An 18,436-nucleotide genomic window follows, 5' to 3' on the forward strand; every position below is an offset into this window, starting at 1 on the left:
CAGAGCTACCCGGGCGCGGCCAGACCTTCGATGTAGTGCAAATAGCCCTCCGCTTGGGTCTGCTGATCCTCGTTGAGCTGCGGGAGCATCGGCCCGACGACCTCTTTCTGGTCGCGTGCGAATTTTTCGATCTTCGGTGAGCGCGGCTCGGCCCGCTTCAGCCGGCTGATGCCCGACCGCGTGGACTTCTCCATCTCGGTGAGCGTCTCGCCGACCAGCGTGCCGTCGGACGAGCCGAGCAGGGTGGCGACCTCCTTGGCGCGGGTCTTGGCCGAGTCCAGCTCCCGCTCGCCGCGTTCGGCGTCGTCGGAGCTGAGGCGTACGAGCGTGCTCTCGGCGGCGCGCTTGAGCGGGTAGAGCGAGTCCCCCGGCACCGCCTGATAGGTGGCGAACGCCGAGATCATCATGGCCGCCGCCAGCCCGAACGTGGCCAGATGGGACAGCAGGGGCCGCCGGCGTGCCGGGCGGCGGCGAGCGTGCTTGGGCGCGGCGGGACGCGCCCGCTCCGCGGCCAGGGCGCCGGAGAGCAGCTCCGCGCGCAGCCGGGCGCGGAAGGACGGCTCCGGCGCGCCGCCGATGGGCAGCCGCCGCAACTCCGTGAGGTGCTCGAGCACGCGTTCCCGCCGTCTGCGCGCCCTACCCATGGCAGCTCCCGTATGGCCGTGACACCTGCCTAACGAGGGGTGGATGGGGGAGGTTACGCCAGGTCGTGCTTGAGCGCCCGGGCGAGCGCGCGTACGGCACGGAACTGCAGCGCTTTGATCGCTCCACTCTTCTTCCCCATGATCAGTGCGGTTTCCGCGAGCGAGAGGCCGTGCAGGAAACGCAGGACCACGCATTCCTGCTGCTCAGGATTGAGATCTCGGACGGCACGCAGCACCCGGTCGTTGATGATGGCCGTGACCACGGCGTTCTCCGGAATGTGCGAGCCGTCGAGCGGAACGTCGATGATCTCCCCGGTGGGGATCTCGAGCCGGTACCGGCCCGACTTGAAGTGATCGGTCACCAGGTTCCTGGCGATGGTCACGAGCCAAGCGCCGAAGTCCCGGCCTTGCCAGGTGAAGTCGGCGATCCTGCGCAGCGCCCGGAGGAAGGTCTCGCTGGTCAGGTCCTCGGCGAGCTGGTGAGAGCCGACCCGGAAGTAGATGTAGCGATAGACCAGGTCCACGTAGCGGTCGTAGAGCGTGCCAAAAGACTCCGTGCAGCCGTCCTTGGCGAGCATCACGAGCGTGCGTACGTCGTCGGGTGCTCGTCCGTCGCCGGGCACTGCCGCGCCCGACTCTTCTGGGCGCACGGCGAGCTCGCCCGTCGGGGCAGGTCCAGCGACCGCTGGCGCGAGCAGCCCGGCGAACGGCGGCGAGTCAGGCATCCGGTATCCCTAGGGGTAAGGGGTGCGGCGTGCTCGAACACTCTAGAAATCAACCGGAAATTTCACAATCCGCTGAGTGCATGCATGACTACCTGTAATCGGCGGATACGGTGTAGGCGCGCGGTCCCCTACCTGCGGTGAACCGTTCAACTCGGCTCACGTCGTCGTACCCGTTCCGTCATCGGCTACCGGCAGGGAGGCATCCTCCGGCAGCATTGGAGTCACCATGGAGATCCTCGTTGCTGTCATAGGTCTTGCCGGTGCGCTCCTCGCCGCCTTCGCGGCCGGTGCCTTGATCAGACGGCTGCGCGACGAGCCAGAGGGATGGTTGATCGCCTGGACCGTCGCGGCCGTGGCGCTGTGCCTGTCACTGGGTGTGATCGCGGTCGGCTACCTCATGGGGTTCGGGTCGGTCACGTTCCGGCTCTATCAGGTGACGGGATCGATGCTGGCGCCGCTCTGGCTGGCCGTCGGCATGATCCAGCTGCTGACCGAGCGGGTGCCGCCGCGGTTCCTCGCGTGGTTGATGGGCATCGCGCTGACCATCGTCGCGGGCACGATCATGATCATCGACCCGCTGAAGTCGACCGAGATGGGCAAGACGCTGCCCGCGAGCTCGAGCTTCTGGAATCTCGTCCCCAGCTACCTGCTGATCGGCGTGCACGCGGTCGCGGTGCTGATCATGCTGGCGATGCTGGTGGTCGCGGCGATCAAATGGCGCAGCGGCGACGAGTACGACACCGACAACCTGCACGCGTCCCTGGTCATCGTCCCGTCGGGGATCGCGCTCGTCGGCGCGATGAGGTTCACGGTGCCACCGCTGTTCACCACGGCGCTGCTGGCCGTGGCCGCCGCGGCGATCTGGTACACCGTGCTGCGGCCGCTGGCGCCGTACGAGGACGACGATGAGGACGACTTCGACGACCAGCGAGGAGCCCCTGTGAGGCAGGAATCGCCGATGCCGGCCGGCGGCCGTTCCCAGCGGGGGCGCGGGGCCATGCCGGAGCCCGTGCCGGCGGCGGACCTGCCGCCGGGCCCGCCGCCCAGGCCCACGGGCCTGGGCGATCTGGTGGCCGAATACCGGGCGGGGGACCAGCAGGTCGACTACGCCGCCCGCATGGTGCCGCCGTCCGGCGCCGGCCCCTCGACCGGTTACATCATGAACGGCGCCCCGCCCCAGCCGGCGCCGCCCCAGCAAGACCTGCCGCCCCAGCGCGCCGACTACGCGATGCCGCCCGGTCCGCCGCCGTCGGGCCCGGCCACCGGGATGTTCTACACCGGCTCCGACGTGTTCTCGCCCGCCCCGCCCCAGCCCCAGCCCCAGCAGCAGCCCGGCTCCAGCAAGCCGTCACCGAACATCTACGGCCTGCTGACCGTGTTCACGATCATGGACGGCGCGGGGGAGGCGTTCGACCGGCTCGCCGAGGCGACGGTGGAGGCGGTGCGCCGCGGCGAGCCCGACACGCTGGTGTACGTCTGCCACGCCGTCAAGTCGGCGCCCCTGCAGCGCATCGTCTACGAGCTCTACCGTGACGAGGTGGCCTACCGCGACCACCAGCGCCAGCCGCACGTCGAGAGGTTCGTCAACGAGCGGCAGTCCATGGTGCTGGCCACCAACGTCATCGAGCTCAACATCAACGCCGCGAAGGTCGTGCCCCTGCCGACGGCGATGTTCTGAGGATTCAGGCGGAGAGCGCGGCGCGCAGGCGGCCCTCGTCGACCCGCCAGAAGTCGTGCTGCACGCCGTCGATCAGCGTCACCGGGATCATCTCCCAGTATTTCTCCCTGAGCTCCTCGGAAGTCTCGATGCTGACTTCCTCCCAGGGCACGCCGAGCTCGTCGGCCACCCTGGCGATGACCTCGCGCGCGTCGTCACACAAGTGACAGCCGGGTTTTCCGATGAGCGTGATGCGGTGCATAGGGCAACCGTACTCCGGTTACTTTGTGCATCGGTTCACAAAGGGATTAACCTGAAAGACGGTTCGATTCCATCACGCGGTCCCCAAGCCGCCCGTCCCCTGGAGCTCCGGCACGTGAAGAGCCCGTCCCAGCCCCGTGACCGCGGCATCCCCGAGGCGACAGTCGCCCGGCTCCCGCTGTACCTGCGGGCGTTGCACGGGATGGCCGAGCGGGGCATCGCCACCGTCAGCTCCGAGGACCTGGCCGTGGCCGCGGGGGTCAACTCCGCCAAGCTCCGCAAGGATCTGTCACATCTCGGCTCATACGGCACCCGGGGCGTAGGCTATGACGTGGAGTACCTCGTCTACCAGATCTCCCGCGAGCTCGGGCTGACGCAGGACTGGGCGGTCGCGATCGTCGGTGTCGGTAACCTCGGCCGCGCGCTGGCCAACTACGGCGGCTTCGTCTCCAGAGGCTTCCGTGTGGCGGCGCTGGTCGATGCCGACCCCGAAGTCGTGGGCGACACTATCGCGGGGTTGAATGTGGAGCACATCGACGAACTGGAAGCCGTCATCAAACGGCGCGGAGTCTCGATCGTGGTGCTGGCGACACCGGCGGAGGCGGCGCAGGAGGTCTGCGAGCGCGTGATTGCCGTAGGCGTCACCAGCATCCTGAACTTCGCACCGGTTGTGCTTTCCGTCCCGGATAGTGTCGATGTCCGTAAGGTCGACTTGTCAATCGAACTGCAGATTCTCGCGTTCCACGAGCAACGCAAAGCTGGGGGGCCACTCATGGCGGTGGACAGTCAATGAGTGTTCTGGCGATCGGACTCAGCCACCGGACCTCTCCGGTGGCCCTTCTCGAGCGCGTGTCGATAACGGGCGACGCGCTCGTCAAGCTGCTGCACGACCTGCAGGAGGACCCCTGCGTGGCCGAGGCCATGGTGGTCTCGACCTGCAACAGGGTCGAGGTCTACGTCACCGTCGACCGCTTCCACCCCGCCGTCAACGCCGTCACCGGCCTCCTGGGCCGGCACTCGGGCGTCCCTGTCGAGGAGCTGACGCCGCACCTCTACGTGCATTACGAGGAGCAGGCGGTCGAGCACCTGTTCTCCGTCGTGTGCGGGCTCGACTCCATGGTCGTGGGCGAGGGCCAGATCCTCGGCCAGGTCCGCCAGGCGCTCAAGCTGGCGCAGCGCCGGGGCACCGTGGGCGCCGCCCTCAACGACCTGGTCCAGCAGGCGCTGCGGGTGGGCAAGCGGGCGCACACCGACACCGGCATCGACCAGGCCGGCGCCTCCCTCGTCACCGCGGGCCTGGCGCTGGCGGGCGAGCTGGCAGGGCTGCGGGTGCTGGTGGTCGGCGCCGGCTCGATGAGCTCGCTGGCCGCCGCCACGCTCGTGCGCGCGGGCGTGACCGACATCGTGGTGGCCAACCGGACGTACGAGCGGGGCGCCCGGCTGGCCGAGAAGGTCGGCGGGCGCGCGGTGGAGTTCTCCGCCGTGGCGCGGGAGCTCGCCGAGGCCGACCTTGTGATCACGTGCACGGGCGCGGGCCGCCACATCATCACGCCTGACATGCTGAGCCGGCCGGCCTTCCTGCTGGACCTGGCGCTGCCGCACGACATCGACCCCGCCGTGCGCGAGGTTGCCGGCGTCACGCTGGTCGACCTGGAGACGATCCAGGAGTCCGGCATCGGCTCGCAGGAGGGCGACGCGGTCCCGTCCGTACGCGCCCTCGTCGCCGAAGAGCTGCGGGCCTACCTCGACGCCGAGCGGGCCGCCAAGGTCACTCCGACCGTGGTGGCGCTGCGCACCAAGGCCGCGGGCGTGGTCGAGTCCGAGCTGGGCCGCCTGCTGATGCGGGTGCCCGACCTCGACGAGCGGTCCAGGGACGAGGTCGCGATGACCGTGCAGCGGGTCGTCGACAAGCTGCTCCACGAGCCGACCGTGCGTGTCAAGCAGCTGGCCTCCTGCCCAGGAGGCGATCATTATGCGGAAGCGCTGCGTGAGTTGTTCAATCTTGATCCGAAGATGCCCGAGGCCGTGAGGGAGGTGGAGCTGTGAGGTTGGGGACCCGCAGGAGCCTGATGGCCACCACGCAGTCGCAGATGGTGGCCGACGCCTACACCGAGCGCACCGGGCGCTCGATCGAGCTGGTGGGCGTCACCACGTTCGGCGACGTCACGAAGGCCCACCTCGCCCAGCTCGGCGGCACGGGCGTGTTCGTCACCGCGCTGCGTGACAAGCTGCTCGAAGGCGAGATCGACTTCGCCGTGCACTCGCTCAAGGACCTGCCGACCAAGCAGGACCCGCGCTTCACACTGGCCGCGATCCCGGCCCGGCACGACCACCGCGACGCGCTCGTCGGGCCACACAAGTTCGCCGACCTGGCGCCCGGCGCCCGGGTCGGCACCGGCTCGCCGCGCAGGATCGCCATGCTCAGCGCCATGCGCCCCGACCTGGAATACGTCCCGATCCGCGGCAACGCCGACACGCGCATCGGCAAGGTGGCCTCCGGCGAGCTGGACGCCGTCGTGCTGGCCTCGGCCGGCCTGACCAGGATCGGCCGCGCCGCGGACGTCGCGCAGATCTTCGAGATCGAAGAGCTGCTGCCCGCGCCCGGCCAGGGCGCGCTGGCCGTCGAGTGCCGCGCCGACCGCCCCGACCTCATCGAGTTCCTCAGCGTGCTCGACGACCCGCGCACCCGCTCCGCGGTGACCGCCGAGCGTGAGGTGCTGGCCGCCCTGGAGGCCGGCTGCGCTGCTCCAGTGGGTGCTTTCGCGCTCGATGACGGGCACACTCTGAACTTGACCGCCACGGTCGTCGCCATCGACGGCCGTGAAGCGGTCCGCAAGTCCGCCGCCGGCTCTCCTTCGGAGGCTGTAAACCTGGGCCGCCGCCTCGCGGCCGAGATGATCGCCGAAGGGGCCGACAGATTGATGGGGGAGCATTCCCATTGAGCTCCGATAGTCCAACCTCCGGTTTCGTCGCGTTCGTGGGCGCGGGTCCCGGCGATCCCAATCTGCTCACGCTCCGCGCCGCCGAGCTGCTCGCCAAGGCCGACGCCGTGGTGCTCGGCGAGGAAGCGCACCGCCCGCTGCTGCGTCACTGCCGCGAAGGCGTCCAGGTCGTCGAGGACGACGACCTGAGGGACAAGATCGTCAAGCGCGCGATGAGCGGGCAGGTCGTGGTACGCCTGTGCGCGGGCGACCCCATGCTGTTCTCCTCGATCACCGAGGAGGTCGCGGCCTGCGCCACGGCGGAGGTGGACTTCGAGATCGTGCCCGGCGTGCCGCCCGCGACCGCGGTGCTCACCTACGCGGGCATCCCGCCGGCCACGGCCGTGCCCGAGTTCAGGATCGTGGACGCCGCGCAGGAGCAGGACTGGGCCCAGCACGCAGCCTGCCGCGGCACCCTGGTCATCTACCACGGCATCGGCGACGCCGTGGCCATCGGCAAGGCCCTCATCGCCGGCGGCAAGCCCGACACCACGCCGGTCGCCGTCAGCAGTGGCGGCACCACGACCGAGCAATACACCGTCGTGTCCTCGCTCGGCAGGCTGCAGGCCGACCTCAAGCACGCCGGGTTCACCGAGCCCGCGCTGATCGTGGTCGGCGAGGCTGTCGGGCTGCGGGACAAGTTGTCGTGGTTCGAGACCAAGCCGCTGTTCGGCTGGCGGGTGCTGGTTCCCCGTACCAAAGAGCAGTCGCGCAGCCTGTCCGAGCAGCTCGTCGCCTACGGCGCGGTGCCGGAGGAGGTGCCGACCATCTCGGTCGAGCCGCCCCGCACGCCGCAGCAGATGGACCGCGCGATCAAGGGCCTGGTCACGGGCCGCTACGAGTGGGTGGCCTTCACCAGCGCCAACGCGGTCAAGGCCGTACGCGAGAAGTTCGAGGAATACGGCCTCGACGCACGGGCCTTCGCCGGGCTCAAGGTGGCGGCCGTGGGCGATGCGACCGCGCAGGCCCTGGTCGAGTTCGGGGTCAGGCCGGACCTGCTGCCGTCGGGCGAGCAGTCGTCCGAGGGGCTGGTGGCCGAGTGGCCGCCGTACGACTCGATGCTCGACCCGATCAACCGGGTGCTGCTGCCGCGGGCCGACATCTCGACCGACACGCTGGTGGCCGGGCTCACCGAGCTGGGCTGGGAGTGCGATGACGTCACCGCCTACCGGACCGTGCGGGCCGCGCCGCCGCCCGCGCCCATCCGCGAGGCGATCAAGGGTGGCGGCTTCGACGCCGTGCTCTTCACGTCGTCGTCCACCGTGCGCAACCTGGTGGGCATCGCGGGCAAGCCGCACAACGTCACCGTGATCGCGGTCATCGGGCCGCAGACGGCCAAGACCGCCGAGGAGTTCGGGCTCCGGGTCGACGTCATGTCCGACAAGCCATCCGCATCCGCCTTGGCCGCCGCACTGGCCGAGTACGGTGCCAAGCAGCGCCAAGCGGCGTTGGCCGCGGGAGACACCCCGCGCAAGCCCTCGCAGAACCGCCGGGGCGCGAGAAGGAGACTCAGATGAGCGCGCGATTCCCGGTCGCCCGGCCGCGGCGGCTGCGCCGCAGCCCCGCGTTGCGGCGGATGGTGGCGGGCACCCGGCTGCACGCCGCCGACCTGATCCTGCCCATGTTCGTCAAGGAAGGCATCACCGAGCCGCAGCCGGTGGCCTCCATGCCGGGCGTGGTGCAGCACACCCGCGACTCGCTGCGCAAGGCCGCGCACGAGGCGGCGGAGGCCGGCGTGGGCGGGCTGATCCTCTTCGGCATCCCCGCCGTCAAGGACGCCCGCGGCTCGGCCGCCGACGACCCCGACGGCATCCTGCAGCTCGCGCTGCGCGACGTGAACGCCGAGGTCGGCGACTCCATCGTGGTCATGGCCGACACATGCCTCGACGAGTTCACCGACAACGGGCACTGCGGGATCCTCACCCCGTCCGGTGACGTGGACAACGACGCCACGCTAGAGCGCTACGCCTCGATCGCGGTGGCCCAGGCCGAGGCCGGGTCGCAGATGGTGGCGCCGAGCGGGATGATGGACGGCCAGGTGGGGGCGATCCGCGCGGCACTGGACGGCGCCGGTTACGGAAATATCCCGATTTTGGCCTATTCCGCCAAGTATGCGTCCGCCTTCTTCGGGCCGTTCCGCGACGCCGCCGAGTGCGCGCCGCAGTTCGGCGACCGCAGCACCCACCAGCAGGACCCCGCCGGGCCGCTGGAGGAGGCGCTGCGCGAGGTCCGGCTCGACCTCGCCGAGGGCGCCGACGCCGTCATGGTCAAGCCGGCGCTGGCCTACCTCGACATCATCGCCCGCTTCCGGGACGAGGTGGACGTGCCCGTGGCCGCTTACCAGGTGAGCGGCGAGTACGCCATGATCGAGGCCGCGGCGGCCAACGGCTGGGTGGACCGGGAGCGGATGATCATGGAGTCGCTGGTCGCGATCAAGCGGGCCGGGGCCGACCTGATCTTGACGTACTGGGCCACCGAAGTGGCGCGGCGTGTCTGATTGGCGAGCCTCCGCTCGCGTACCTCGATGGATGTCCTCGCTTCGCTGCGGATCCATCGAGGTCTGACTGGCAAGCTTCCACACGCGTACCAAGGGGTTTCCCGTCAACTCCTGTGGCCTGTGCGTTAGAGTGCGATAACAAGTGCTGGTGTGTCCCGCGTGTGCTTAAGTCCGCCCGGAGCCGGGACCTCCTCAGGCGCGCGAGGGATTGTGACGGGAGACACCAATGGTGGGGGTACCACTGGCTCGGCGTACCAAAAAGCGGCCGCGACCGACGCGCATCAGCGCCGTGCTCGAATACGCGGCCATGGGCTGGCCCGTGGTGCCCGGCGCCTATCCGCTTCGGAACGGTCCGCGCGCGTGCTCCTGTGATCGGCTCGGCTGTCCCGACCCGGGTGCCCACCCGCTGTCTCCCGCCTGGTCGCTCCAGGCCACGACGGATCCCGCGCAGCTCACCCGATGGTGGCAGGCCGAGCCCGAGGCCGGTGTGATTCTGCCCACGGGACGTGTGTTCGACGTCTTCGACGTACCGCTCGCCGCCGGCCTATCGGCCCTCACCAGGATCGACGCCGCGGACGCTCACTCTGGCCCGGTCGCCGCAAGTGGCGACCGGGTCTTGTTTTATGTCGCCACGCGGGGCAACCCGGAGGACGAGGACGAGTGGTGGTCCTGTCACCTGGACTGCGGTCCGGCGACCATCGAGGACACGCCGGGGTTGCGGTGGCACTGCCGCGACAGCTACGTCCTCGCGCCGCCGTCGATGCTTCCCAGCGGCCAGCCCGTCACGTGGCTGCGGCCCCCGGACGGGCGGCCCTTGCCTGACCCGCTGCGCATCCTGGAGTGGCTCGCCGACTGAGTCAGAATCGGCGGATGTCGCGCTGCTCGACGTCGGTCATGACCTTGGCCACTTTGCGTGAGCTTGTATTGGGCGCTCTCTACCCAGCGCCAGGCGCTCTTTGGAACTGGCCCCTCCGTACGTGTGGGCTCGCAGATGCGTAGCGGTTGCGTGGTGATCCGGTCGGCCCATGCTCGAGCGCGTCCGCGTTCCGAAGGAGATGCCACAGCGCGGATGTGTCGATGAGGTAGGACATCAAGAGATGGCCTCTTTCCAGGCTGCCCTCGCTGCGTCACGCGCAGCCGAGGCGTCGTCGAATTCGCCTCGTTGCGCACGCGCGGCGAGTTTCTCCGATGCCTCGATCCGTCTGACTCGCGCGACGTACTCGCGAAGCGCGAGGTTGACGGTCTCCTTCTTCGTTGTCGTGCCCATCATGCGCATGGCCTCTTTGAGGACGTCGTCATCGATGTCGATCTGAGTGACAGACACGCTTCCTCCTCATGTTGATGACCACTAAACGTTATGCACCTAGCCGTCATAGCGCGTGCTGGGGCGGAGAGCGGGATGGGGCGGGACTAACCTGGGTCGGGTGAGCCGTACTCAGAACTCCGAGGACCTGTTCGCCCGCGCCCGCCAGATCGTGCCCGGGGGCGTCAACTCGCCGGTGCGCGCGTTCGGCGCGGTCGGTGGCACGCCGCGCTTCATGGCCTCAGGGCAGGGGCCCTACATCACGGACGTGGACGGCAACCGCTACGTGGACCTGGTGTGCTCCTGGGGACCGATGATCCTCGGCCACCGGCACCCTGCGGTGGTTGAGGCCGTGTCGAATGCGGTCGCCCACGGGTTCTCGTACGGCACGGCCACGCAGGGCGAGGTCGAGCTGGCCGAGGAAATCGTCGCCAGGGTGGCCCCCGTCGAGAAGGTGCGGCTGGTCAGCTCGGGCACCGAGGCGACGATGAGCGCGGTGCGGCTGGCTCGCGGCTTCACCGGGCGGTCCAAGGTGATCAAGTTCGCCGGGTGTTACCACGGGCACGTGGACGCGTTGCTGGCCTCGGCGGGGTCCGGGGTGGCGACGTTCGGGCTGCCGGACACGCCGGGCGTGACCGGGGCGTCGGCGGCTGACACGATCGTGTTGCCGTACAACTCGATCGAGGCTGTCGAGGAGGCCTTCGCGGCTGCCGACGTGGCGTGTGTGATCACGGAGGCGTGTCCGGCGAACATGGGGGTCGTCCCGCCGCGTGACGGGTTCAACGCGCGGCTACGCGAGCTCTGCACGGCCAACGGGGCGCTGCTCATCGTGGACGAGGTGCTGACGGGCTTCCGGGTCTCGTCCGCCGGCTGGTACGGGCTGGACCCCGTCGAGGCCGACCTCATGACGTTCGGGAAGGTCATGGGCGGCGGGCTGCCGGCGGCGGCGTTCGGCGGACGGGCCGACGTCATGGCCAACCTCGCACCGGAGGGTCCCGTCTATCAGGCGGGGACGCTGTCGGGTAACCCGCTGGCGTGCGCGGCCGGGTTGGCCACGTTGCGCGCGCTGGACGACGCAGCCTACGAGCGGGTTGACGCCGCGGCGCTCGCCGTCGGACGGGCGGCTTCAGAGGCCCTGGCCGCGGCCGGGGTGCCGCACCGGCTGCAGCGGGCGGGCAGCCTGTTCTCGATCTTCTTCAGTGACACGGACGTGACGAACTTCGACGAGGCCAAGACGCAGAACACCGCGGCGTTCACCGCGTTCTTCCACGCGATGCTGGACCAGGGTGTCTACCTGCCGCCGTCGGCGTACGAGGCGTGGTTCCTGTCCGCCGCGCACGACGATGAGGCGATCAACCGCGTCGCGGAAGCACTTCCTGCCGCCGCGAAGGCGGCTGCTGCCGTTCTTTAACCCGGGTGCCGGCGTAGAGCACGCCGGCGACGATGAGGGCCGCCGCCAGGAGCTTGAGCCAGGTGAGCGGCTCGCCCGTGACCAGGGCGGCTGACGACATGCCGAAGACCGGAACGAGCAGCGTGTACGGCGCCACGGTCGAGGCGTCGTAGCGGCGTAGCAGCCATCCCCAGACGCCGAAGCCCCCCAGTGTGGAGATGAACGCGACGTAGAGGAGGGACAGCCAGCCCTCTAGGGGTGAGGCCAGCGTCGGCACGCCCTCCAGCCACAACGACAGGAGGAGGAGTGGCGGGGCGGACAGTGCGCTGACCCAGACCATGAAGCGGAGGGAGTCCGGAGGGGCAGCGCGGCGTTGGATGACGTTGCCGAGGCCCCAGGCGGCGGCCGCCGCCACGCATAGGGCGAAGGCGCCGATCGGGCCGGAGACGCCGAAGTCGAGTGCGACCAGGGCCAGCCCGCCGAAGGCGATGGCCAGCCCGAGCACGCGGCGGGCGGTGAGCCGCTCCCCGAGCAGCGTCACCGCGAACACGACGGTGAAGAGGGCCTGCATCTGCAGGACGAGTGAGGTGAGCCCGGCTGGCATGCCTGCTCGCATGCCCACGAGCAGAAGGCCGAACTGGCCCACCCCGATGGTGGCCGCCACCCCGGCGACCCAGCGCCAGGGGACTCCGGGACGCCCCACGATGAGCAGGGCGGGGAAGGCCGCCATGGCGAACCTGATTCCCGCGTACAGCAGGGGCGGGAAGTGCTGCAGGCCCACTTGCATGACGACGAAGTTGAAGCCCCAGACGGCTGCGAGGCCGACGGCGAGGGCGAGGTGGCGGGGGCGCACTCAGCGAGTGGGCTTCTGGTACCGGATCCGCTGCTCGCGCGCCTGCTCGGCGAGGACCTTCAGGTACGAGGTGGAGCCCGACTGCTGCTTCTTCGACTTAATGATTCGCATGCATATATTTTCATCCACTTCAGATTGAAGGACAAGCGAGACTTTCTACGCTAAACCCTTTAGTCTGGCTTACATGTTGGACTTGAACCGGCTCAAGGCCCTTCACGCAGTGCACATCTACGGGTCGGTGGGCGCGGCGGCCGACGCGCTCATGGTCACGCCGTCGGCCGTGTCGCAGCAGATCGCCAAGCTGGAGCGGGAGACCGGCGCCAGGCTCATGGAACGCAACGGCCGCGGCGTGCGGCTGACGGACGCGGCCGGGTTGCTGGCCGAGCACGCCGAGCGCATCCTCGCCCTGGTCGAGACCGCCGAGGCCGACTTCGAGGCACTGCGCGGCGAGGTCGTCGGCCGGCTGAACATCGCGGCCTTCCCCACCGCGACCCGCGGCATCATGCCGAAGGCGCTGGCCGCGCTCCGCGAGCGCCACCCCGACCTGTGGATCCAACTCAACGAGCGCGAGCCCGAGCGGGTCGTCCGCGACGTGGCCAGGGGCGAGCTGGACCTGGGCGTCATCCAGGACTGGCTCAACAGGCCGATGGCGCTGCCCGACGGCCTGTCCAAGGCCACGCTGCTCGACGACATCGCCGACGTGGCCCTGCCCGCCGGTCACCCGCTCGCCGATGCCAGGGAGGTGGAGCTGGCCGACCTGCACGGCGAGCGCTGGATCAGCTCCTCGCCCGGCACCGTCTGCCACGACTGGCTGGTGTTCACGCTGCGCAACGCCTCGCTGGAGCCGGTGATCGCGTGCATGGCGGACGAATACCCGACCCAGCTCGCGCTGGTGGCGGCCGGCCTGGGCTGCGCCATCGTGCCGCGGCTCGGCCGCGACTGCGTGCCCGCCGGTGTGCGGCTGGTGCCGATCAGGCCGCGGCAGTCGCGCCGCATCTATGCGGTGTGGCGGGCGGACGCGGCGCGCCGTCCCGCGATCAGGGCTTTGGTCGAGGCTCTCGCCGAGGCGAGCAGGGTGCAGGAGAACGCCTGGGCGGTCAACTGACCGTGTGACCTGATCCAGCGGATAGGCTTTCCACACCATGGCTGAAACCACCGTCGTCCACCTTCTGCGCCACGGTGAGGTGCACAATCCCAGCGGCATCCTCTACGGCAGGCTGCCCGACTACCACCTGTCCGAGACAGGTCAGCTCATGGCCGAGACGGTCGCCAAGGCCGTCGGCGGTCGTGACATCGTGGCTCTCTACAGCTCGCCGCTGGAGCGTGCCCTGGAGACCGCGGCCCCGCTCGCCGAGAAGCTCGGCCTGGAGATCCAGCAGGACATCCGGCTGATCGAGGCCGGCAACCTTCTGGAGGGCCGCCCGGTCGGGCAGGGGATGGCGCTGTTTCGCGACTGGCGCAACTACCGCTATTTCTGGAACCCGCTGCGCCCGTCATGGGGCGAGGCATACCCGGCCATCGTCGAGCGCATGAAGTCGATGGTCGAGGAGGCCAGGGCGGCGGCACGCGGGCACGAGGCCGTGCTCGTCAGCCACCAGCTCCCGATCTGGGCGATCAGGATGGCCGCCGAGGGCCGCAGGCTCTGGCACGATCCCCGGCGCAGGCAGTGCGCGCTGGCCAGCCTCACCACGCTCACGTTCGACGGCAACCGGCTGATCAGCATCGGCTACAGCGAGCCCGCCGGGTCGCTGAACGCCGGGCCGTCCGTGCCTGGCGCATGATCCCGAGGTCACCCGATGTCAGGGGCGTACGGCCCCGCCGGTAGAGTTGCAAGCTCTACCGGTTGTAGTACAAGGAGATCTTCCTCCGTGCGCGCCAAGTCCATCTCCCTCGTCCTCCTGGCCGTGCTGGTCGGGGGCTGCGCCGGCAACCAGAGCGGGCAGCCGCAGGCGGGTGACACCCGGTTCGTCGCGGGCGACGGGAAGATGCAGGTGTTCGCCGCGGGCGAGCGCAAGGCCGCACCGGCCATCCAAGGTCCGACCCTCGACGGGGGCAACGCCTCGCTGGCCGCGCACAAGGGCAAGGTCGTGGTGCTCAACTTCTGGGCGTCGTGGTGCGGCCCGTGCCGGGCGGAGGCGCCGGTGCTCAAGGAGGTCGCGGCCAAGACCAAGAGCAGCGGCGTGGAGTTCCTGGGCGTCGACTTCAAGGACCGCCAGGCCGACGCGCTGGCGTTCGAGCGCTCCGAGAAGACCGGCTACCCCTCGATCTTCGACCAGCCGGGCAAGGTGGCGCTGGCCTTCCAGGGCACCGTGCCGCCGGCGGCCATCCCCTCCACGCTGATCATCGACAAGCAGGGCAGGATCGCGGCCAGGGCGCTGGGCGCGGTCAAATACACCGACTTGATGGACACCGTGACCAAGGTGCGCGATGAATGACGTCGTGGCCTCCGGGTCGCTGCTGCTGGCGGTGCCGATCGCGGTGCTGGCCGGGGTGGTGTCGTTCCTGTCGCCGTGCGTGCTGCCGCTGGTGCCGGGCTACCTGTCGTACGTGACGGGCATGAGCGCCGACCCCAAGCGGGGACGGCTGGTGCTCGGGACGGCGTTGTTCGTGGCCGGCTTCGGCGTGGTGTTCGTGCTCAGCGGGGCGTTGTTCGGCGCGCTCGGGTCGGTGCTGCTGGGCAACGCCGAGATCATCACGCGGGTGCTCGGGGTGCTGACGATCCTGCTCGGGCTGGCGTTCCTGGGCGTGGTGCCCGGGTTGATGCGGGACGTGCGGATCCACCGGTTGCCGGCCGCGGGGCTGGCCGGGGCGCCGCTGCTCGGGGTGGTGTTCGGGCTGGGGTGGACGCCGTGCATCGGCCCCACGCTGGCCGTCGTGCTCGCGCTCGGGCTCAACGAGGGCAGTGCCGCCCGCGGGGCGCTCCTGGCCGTGGCGTACGCGCTGGGCCTCGGGCTGCCGTTCGTGGGCGCGGCGCTCGCGTACAGCAAGGCGCTGCGCACGTTCCGGGCCATCCGCAAGCACTCACGTCTGATCACCAGGATCGGCGGCGGCATGATGGTGGCCGTCGGCCTGCTGCTGGTGACCGGGGTTTGGGGACAGATGATCGCCGGCATGCAGGGGCTGATCGGCGCATTCGAGCCGGTGATCTGATGAGCGTTCAGGAGCTGGAGAAGGAGCAGGCGCCCAAGCAGGCCGGGTTCGGGCTGGTGGGCTGGCTGCGGTGGGGGTGGCGCACGCTCACCTCGATGCGGACGGCGCTGATCCTGCTGTTCCTGCTGGCGCTCGGCTCGGTGCCCGGCTCGCTGGTGCCGCAGCGCGGCGTCGAGCCCGACAAGGTGGCGCGGCTCTACGAACAGAACCCGGCGCTGGCCGAGTGGTACGACAGGTTCCAGCTGTTCGAGGTGTTCACCTCCACCTGGTTCGCGGCCGTCTACCTGCTGCTGTTCACCTCGCTGATCGGCTGCGTCATCCCGCGCACCGCGACCTACCTGCGCGAGCTGCGCCGCAAGCCGCCCGCCGCGCCGAAAAACCTGTCGCGGCTGCCCCACGCGGCCGCGTTCGAGGGGGACCTGGAGGTCGAGGAGGCCGCCCGGCGGCTGCGCAAGCTGCGCTTCCGCGTCGTGACCGGGGACAGCTGGGTGTCGGCGGAGAAGGGCTACCTGCGGGAGACGGGAAACCTGTTCTTTCACATCGCCCTGCTCGGCATCCTGCTCGCGATCGGCGCGGGCTCCTTGTTCGGCTACCGCGGCAACGTCCTGGTCGTGGAGGGTGACGGGTTCGCCAACACGGTGGCCGCCTACGACCGGTACATCCCGGGCAGTCAGGTCTCGGCCGAGTCACTGGAGCCGTTCTCGCTCCAGCTGGCCGACTTCAAGGTCGCCTACCAGGTCGCGGGCGACAAGAAGGGGCAGGCGCTCGACTACACAGCGCATCTCAAGGTCAACGACTCGCCGGACGCGCCCGCCAGGGACTTCGACCTCAAGGTCAACACGCCGCTCGAGGTCAACGGCACGCAGACCTACCTGATCGGCAACGGCTACGCCCCCGTCTTCAAGGTCACCGACGGCAAGGGCCAGGTGGCGTTCGAGGGCGCGGTGCCGTGCTTGATCGAGGACAAGGCCACGATGACCTCGGGATGCGTGGTCAAGGCGCCGGACGCGCAGCCGGAGCAGCTGGGTTTCCTGCTGCGGTTCCTGCCCACCAGCGTGCCGCTGACCGACGGCACCTACGCCTCCGCCTTCCCCGGGGAGCTCAACCCCGAGGTGCAGCTCATCGGGGCCTTCTCCGGCGACCTGGGCATGCGCTCGGGCAAGCCGCAGTCGGTTTACGAGCTCGCGCCGCCCGACGTCATGAAGAAGCTCAAGCCGCTCGTCATGGGCACGAACGTGCCCAAGCCGCTCGCCGCCGGGCAGTCGGTCGACCTGCCGGAAGGGGCGGGCAAGCTGGAGTTCGTGGGGGTGAAGGAGTGGATCACCCTCCAGATCGCCTACGACCCGGGACGGGTGCCCGCCCTGGTGTTCGCCGGGACGGCCGTCGTCGCCATCGCGCTCTCGCTCATGATCCGGCGGCGCAGGGTCTTCGTGCGGGTCAAGGAGGGCCCCGATGGGGGCAGGGTCGAGGTGGGCGGCCTGACCCGCACCGAGGGCTCCGCAGCGGGCTTCGCCGAGGAGTTCGCCGACATCGTCAAGGTTCTATCGGCAGGAGAGAAGGATGTCCGCTGAGCAACTGGCCGAGGCGAGCGACTATTTCGTCGTCGCCGCGGTCCTGCTCTACGTCTTCGCCATGGTCGCCTTCGCGACCGAGCTGGCCTTCGGACGCTTCCGGCCGGGCAAGAAGGCCGACGGGGCCGACGCCGAGCGGCATGCCGTCCGGCAACCGGTGGCGGTCGGAGTGGCTGCGGCCGGCGCCGTCGACGCCGCCGCGGATTCCGGCAGCGGCGACGCGGTGTCCGTTGCCCACGGATCCACGGCGGGCGACCTGGGCGCGGTGCGGCCAGGCGGAGCGACCGTGGCCGGAGAGGCCGAGGGCCACGACGGGCAGTCGCCGGGGGCGGCCAGGGCCGGGACGGTGGCGCTGGTGCTCGCCTGGGTCGGTTGGGTTGCCAACCTGGGGGCCATCGCCACCCGCGGCCTGGCCGTGGAGCGGTGGCCGTGGGGCAACATGTACGAGTTCGTGGTGGCCATCTGCTTCGCCGCCGTGACCGCGTTCCTCGGCACCCAGCTGCGCCACAACGTCCGCTTCCTCGGCGCTTTCGTCATGGTGACGGCCGCGCTCGGGCTCGGGCTCGCCGTCAAGGTGTTCTACACGGCCGCGGGCCCGGTGGTGCCCGCGCTGAACTCGTACTGGATCGCCATCCACGTCACCGCGGCGATCATCGCCAGCGGCCTGCTGACCATGGCCGGGGTCGCCGGCATCCTCTATCTGCTGCGCGGGGACGGGATGTCCCGCCTGCCGGCCCGTGAGGACCTGGAGCGGGTGGCGCACCGGGCGATCGTGTTTGCCTTCCCGCTGTGGACGTTCGCGGTGATCGCTGGAGCGTTGTGGGCGGACCGCGCGTGGGGCCGCTACTGGGGCTGGGACCCCAAGGAGGTCTGGTCGTTCATCACGTGGGTGGCTTACGCGGCCTACCTCCACGCCAGGGTGACGGCCGGATGGCGCGGGCGGGCCGCGACGATCGTGCAACTGGTGGCGTTCGCCTGCCTGCTGTTCAACCTGATCGGCGTCAACATCTTCATCAGCGGTCTGCACAGCTACGCCGACGTGTGACCTAGCCCAGGTCGTCACCCCGCATCCGGCGGTCGAGGTCGCGCAGGAAGTCAGGGTCGTCGTCGGGACCCTTCGGCACGCCGGGGCCGGGGGGCACCGGCCAGACCTCCCGCGGGGTCCGCGGGCGGCCGCGCGCCAGCCAGACCAGGCCGCCGAGCAGTGGGACCAGCACGACGACCAGGATCCACAGGGCCTTTGGTACGTTCCTAACCTCGTCTTCCGGTGAAGTGATCACGTCGAAGATGGAAAAGAGCCAGAAGGCCAGCAGCGCCAGGCCGATCAGAACACCTGCCATGCCCGAACTGTAAGCCATTCGCGACGTGATCGTGCTTCCGGTTGTCCCGTTTCGGGTGACTTGG

General features: G+C 69.8%; 20 protein-coding genes. 14 read left to right on the plus strand and 6 right to left on the minus strand.

The window, feature by feature from the left end; genetic code table 11:
* Positions 1-5 precede the first annotated feature (5 nt).
* Together Q9G87_RS01950 and Q9G87_RS01955 are read right to left on the minus strand one after the other, a co-directional pair.
* Positions 6-644, minus strand: a complete 639-nt coding sequence (locus Q9G87_RS01950; protein WP_305914397.1) for a DUF5667 domain-containing protein — start codon at positions 642-644, stop codon at positions 6-8.
* A gap of 53 nt (positions 645-697) precedes the next feature.
* Complete coding sequence (locus Q9G87_RS01955; RefSeq protein WP_305914398.1) at positions 698-1,369, minus strand: sigma-70 family RNA polymerase sigma factor; 672 nt, start codon at positions 1,367-1,369, stop codon at positions 698-700.
* A 226-nt stretch (positions 1,370-1,595) separates the two neighbouring features.
* Here Q9G87_RS01955 and Q9G87_RS01960 point away from each other — a divergent pair, with 226 nt between their 5' ends.
* Positions 1,596-3,047 carry a putative quinol monooxygenase gene (locus Q9G87_RS01960; protein ID WP_305914399.1) on the plus strand — a complete coding sequence of 484 codons (1,452 nt, stop codon included), beginning with the start codon at positions 1,596-1,598 and terminating at the stop codon, positions 3,045-3,047.
* Between the two features lie 4 nt (positions 3,048-3,051).
* On the opposite strand, the gene Q9G87_RS01965 is transcribed toward Q9G87_RS01960, so the two are convergent.
* Positions 3,052-3,288, minus strand: coding sequence for a glutaredoxin family protein (locus Q9G87_RS01965; protein ID WP_305914400.1), 237 nt, complete (start codon positions 3,286-3,288; stop codon positions 3,052-3,054).
* Between the two features lie 114 nt (positions 3,289-3,402).
* Here Q9G87_RS01965 and Q9G87_RS01970 point away from each other — a divergent pair, with 114 nt between their 5' ends.
* The 6 genes from Q9G87_RS01970 (at position 3,403) to Q9G87_RS01995 (ending at position 9,621) form a co-directional block, all read left to right on the plus strand.
* Complete coding sequence (locus Q9G87_RS01970) at positions 3,403-4,080, plus strand: redox-sensing transcriptional repressor Rex (protein WP_305914401.1); 678 nt, start codon at positions 3,403-3,405, stop codon at positions 4,078-4,080.
* Complete coding sequence (locus Q9G87_RS01975) at positions 4,077-5,333, plus strand: glutamyl-tRNA reductase (RefSeq protein WP_305914402.1); 1,257 nt, start codon at positions 4,077-4,079, stop codon at positions 5,331-5,333. Before Q9G87_RS01970 ends, Q9G87_RS01975 begins: the two co-directional genes overlap by 4 nt.
* 23 nt (positions 5,334-5,356) lie before the next feature.
* Complete coding sequence (gene hemC / locus Q9G87_RS01980; RefSeq protein WP_305914403.1) at positions 5,357-6,229, plus strand: hydroxymethylbilane synthase; 873 nt, start codon at positions 5,357-5,359, stop codon at positions 6,227-6,229.
* The gene (locus tag Q9G87_RS01985; protein ID WP_305914404.1) at positions 6,226-7,785 is read left to right on the plus strand and encodes a bifunctional uroporphyrinogen-III C-methyltransferase/uroporphyrinogen-III synthase; all 1,560 of its coding nucleotides are present in this window, start codon (positions 6,226-6,228) and stop codon (positions 7,783-7,785) included. Before hemC ends, Q9G87_RS01985 begins: the two co-directional genes overlap by 4 nt.
* Positions 7,782-8,765, plus strand: a complete 984-nt coding sequence (gene hemB, locus Q9G87_RS01990; protein WP_305914405.1) for a porphobilinogen synthase — start codon at positions 7,782-7,784, stop codon at positions 8,763-8,765. The genes Q9G87_RS01985 and hemB overlap by 4 nt, the downstream gene beginning before the upstream one ends.
* A 226-nt stretch (positions 8,766-8,991) precedes the next feature.
* Positions 8,992-9,621, plus strand: a complete 630-nt coding sequence (locus tag Q9G87_RS01995) for a bifunctional DNA primase/polymerase (RefSeq protein WP_305914406.1) — start codon at positions 8,992-8,994, stop codon at positions 9,619-9,621.
* A 234-nt stretch (positions 9,622-9,855) separates the two neighbouring features.
* Here Q9G87_RS01995 and Q9G87_RS02000 read toward each other — a convergent pair whose 3' ends face one another.
* A complete protein-coding gene (locus tag Q9G87_RS02000; RefSeq protein WP_305914407.1) occupies positions 9,856-10,089 on the minus strand; it encodes a type II toxin-antitoxin system VapB family antitoxin in 234 nt (77 codons plus the stop codon).
* Between the two features lie 100 nt (positions 10,090-10,189).
* Here Q9G87_RS02000 and hemL point away from each other — a divergent pair, with 100 nt between their 5' ends.
* Positions 10,190-11,479 (plus strand): glutamate-1-semialdehyde 2,1-aminomutase, encoded by a 1,290-nt coding sequence (gene hemL / locus Q9G87_RS02005; RefSeq protein WP_305914408.1) that lies wholly within the window; start codon positions 10,190-10,192, stop codon positions 11,477-11,479.
* Here the strand turns inward: hemL and Q9G87_RS02010 are convergent.
* A complete protein-coding gene (locus tag Q9G87_RS02010) occupies positions 11,421-12,311 on the minus strand; it encodes an EamA family transporter (RefSeq protein WP_305914409.1) in 891 nt (296 codons plus the stop codon). The genes hemL and Q9G87_RS02010 overlap by 59 nt on opposite strands.
* Positions 12,312-12,495: 184 nt before the next feature.
* Between Q9G87_RS02010 and Q9G87_RS02015 the strand changes: the two genes are divergently transcribed.
* The 6 genes from Q9G87_RS02015 to ccsB all read left to right on the plus strand — a co-directional run bounded on the left by Q9G87_RS02015 (position 12,496) and on the right by ccsB (position 18,077).
* Complete coding sequence (locus Q9G87_RS02015; protein ID WP_305914410.1) at positions 12,496-13,416, plus strand: LysR family transcriptional regulator; 921 nt, start codon at positions 12,496-12,498, stop codon at positions 13,414-13,416.
* 37 nt (positions 13,417-13,453) lie between these two features.
* Positions 13,454-14,092, plus strand: coding sequence for a histidine phosphatase family protein (locus Q9G87_RS02020; protein WP_305914411.1), 639 nt, complete (start codon positions 13,454-13,456; stop codon positions 14,090-14,092).
* Positions 14,093-14,179: 87 nt separating this feature from the next.
* The gene (locus Q9G87_RS02025; protein ID WP_305914412.1) at positions 14,180-14,746 is read left to right on the plus strand and encodes a TlpA family protein disulfide reductase; all 567 of its coding nucleotides are present in this window, start codon (positions 14,180-14,182) and stop codon (positions 14,744-14,746) included.
* The gene (locus tag Q9G87_RS02030; RefSeq protein WP_305914413.1) at positions 14,739-15,461 is read left to right on the plus strand and encodes a cytochrome c biogenesis CcdA family protein; all 723 of its coding nucleotides are present in this window, start codon (positions 14,739-14,741) and stop codon (positions 15,459-15,461) included. Before Q9G87_RS02025 ends, Q9G87_RS02030 begins: the two co-directional genes overlap by 8 nt.
* On the plus strand, positions 15,461-17,032 hold the full coding sequence (gene resB, locus Q9G87_RS02035; protein WP_305914414.1) for a cytochrome c biogenesis protein ResB: 1,572 nt from the start codon (positions 15,461-15,463) through the stop codon (positions 17,030-17,032). Before Q9G87_RS02030 ends, resB begins: the two co-directional genes overlap by 1 nt.
* Positions 17,022-18,077 (plus strand): c-type cytochrome biogenesis protein CcsB, encoded by a 1,056-nt coding sequence (gene ccsB / locus Q9G87_RS02040; protein ID WP_305914415.1) that lies wholly within the window; start codon positions 17,022-17,024, stop codon positions 18,075-18,077. The genes resB and ccsB overlap by 11 nt, the downstream gene beginning before the upstream one ends.
* Before the next feature lies 1 nt (position 18,078).
* On the opposite strand, the gene Q9G87_RS02045 is transcribed toward ccsB, so the two are convergent.
* Positions 18,079-18,372: a PLDc N-terminal domain-containing protein gene (locus tag Q9G87_RS02045; RefSeq protein ID WP_305914416.1), complete on the minus strand. Its 294-nt coding sequence runs from the start codon at positions 18,370-18,372 to the stop codon at positions 18,079-18,081.
* Positions 18,373-18,436 lie beyond the last annotated feature (64 nt).

Origin of the sequence: Nonomuraea turcica (assembly GCF_030718205.1) — a bacterium.
Taxonomy (GTDB): domain Bacteria; phylum Actinomycetota; class Actinomycetes; order Streptosporangiales; family Streptosporangiaceae; genus Nonomuraea.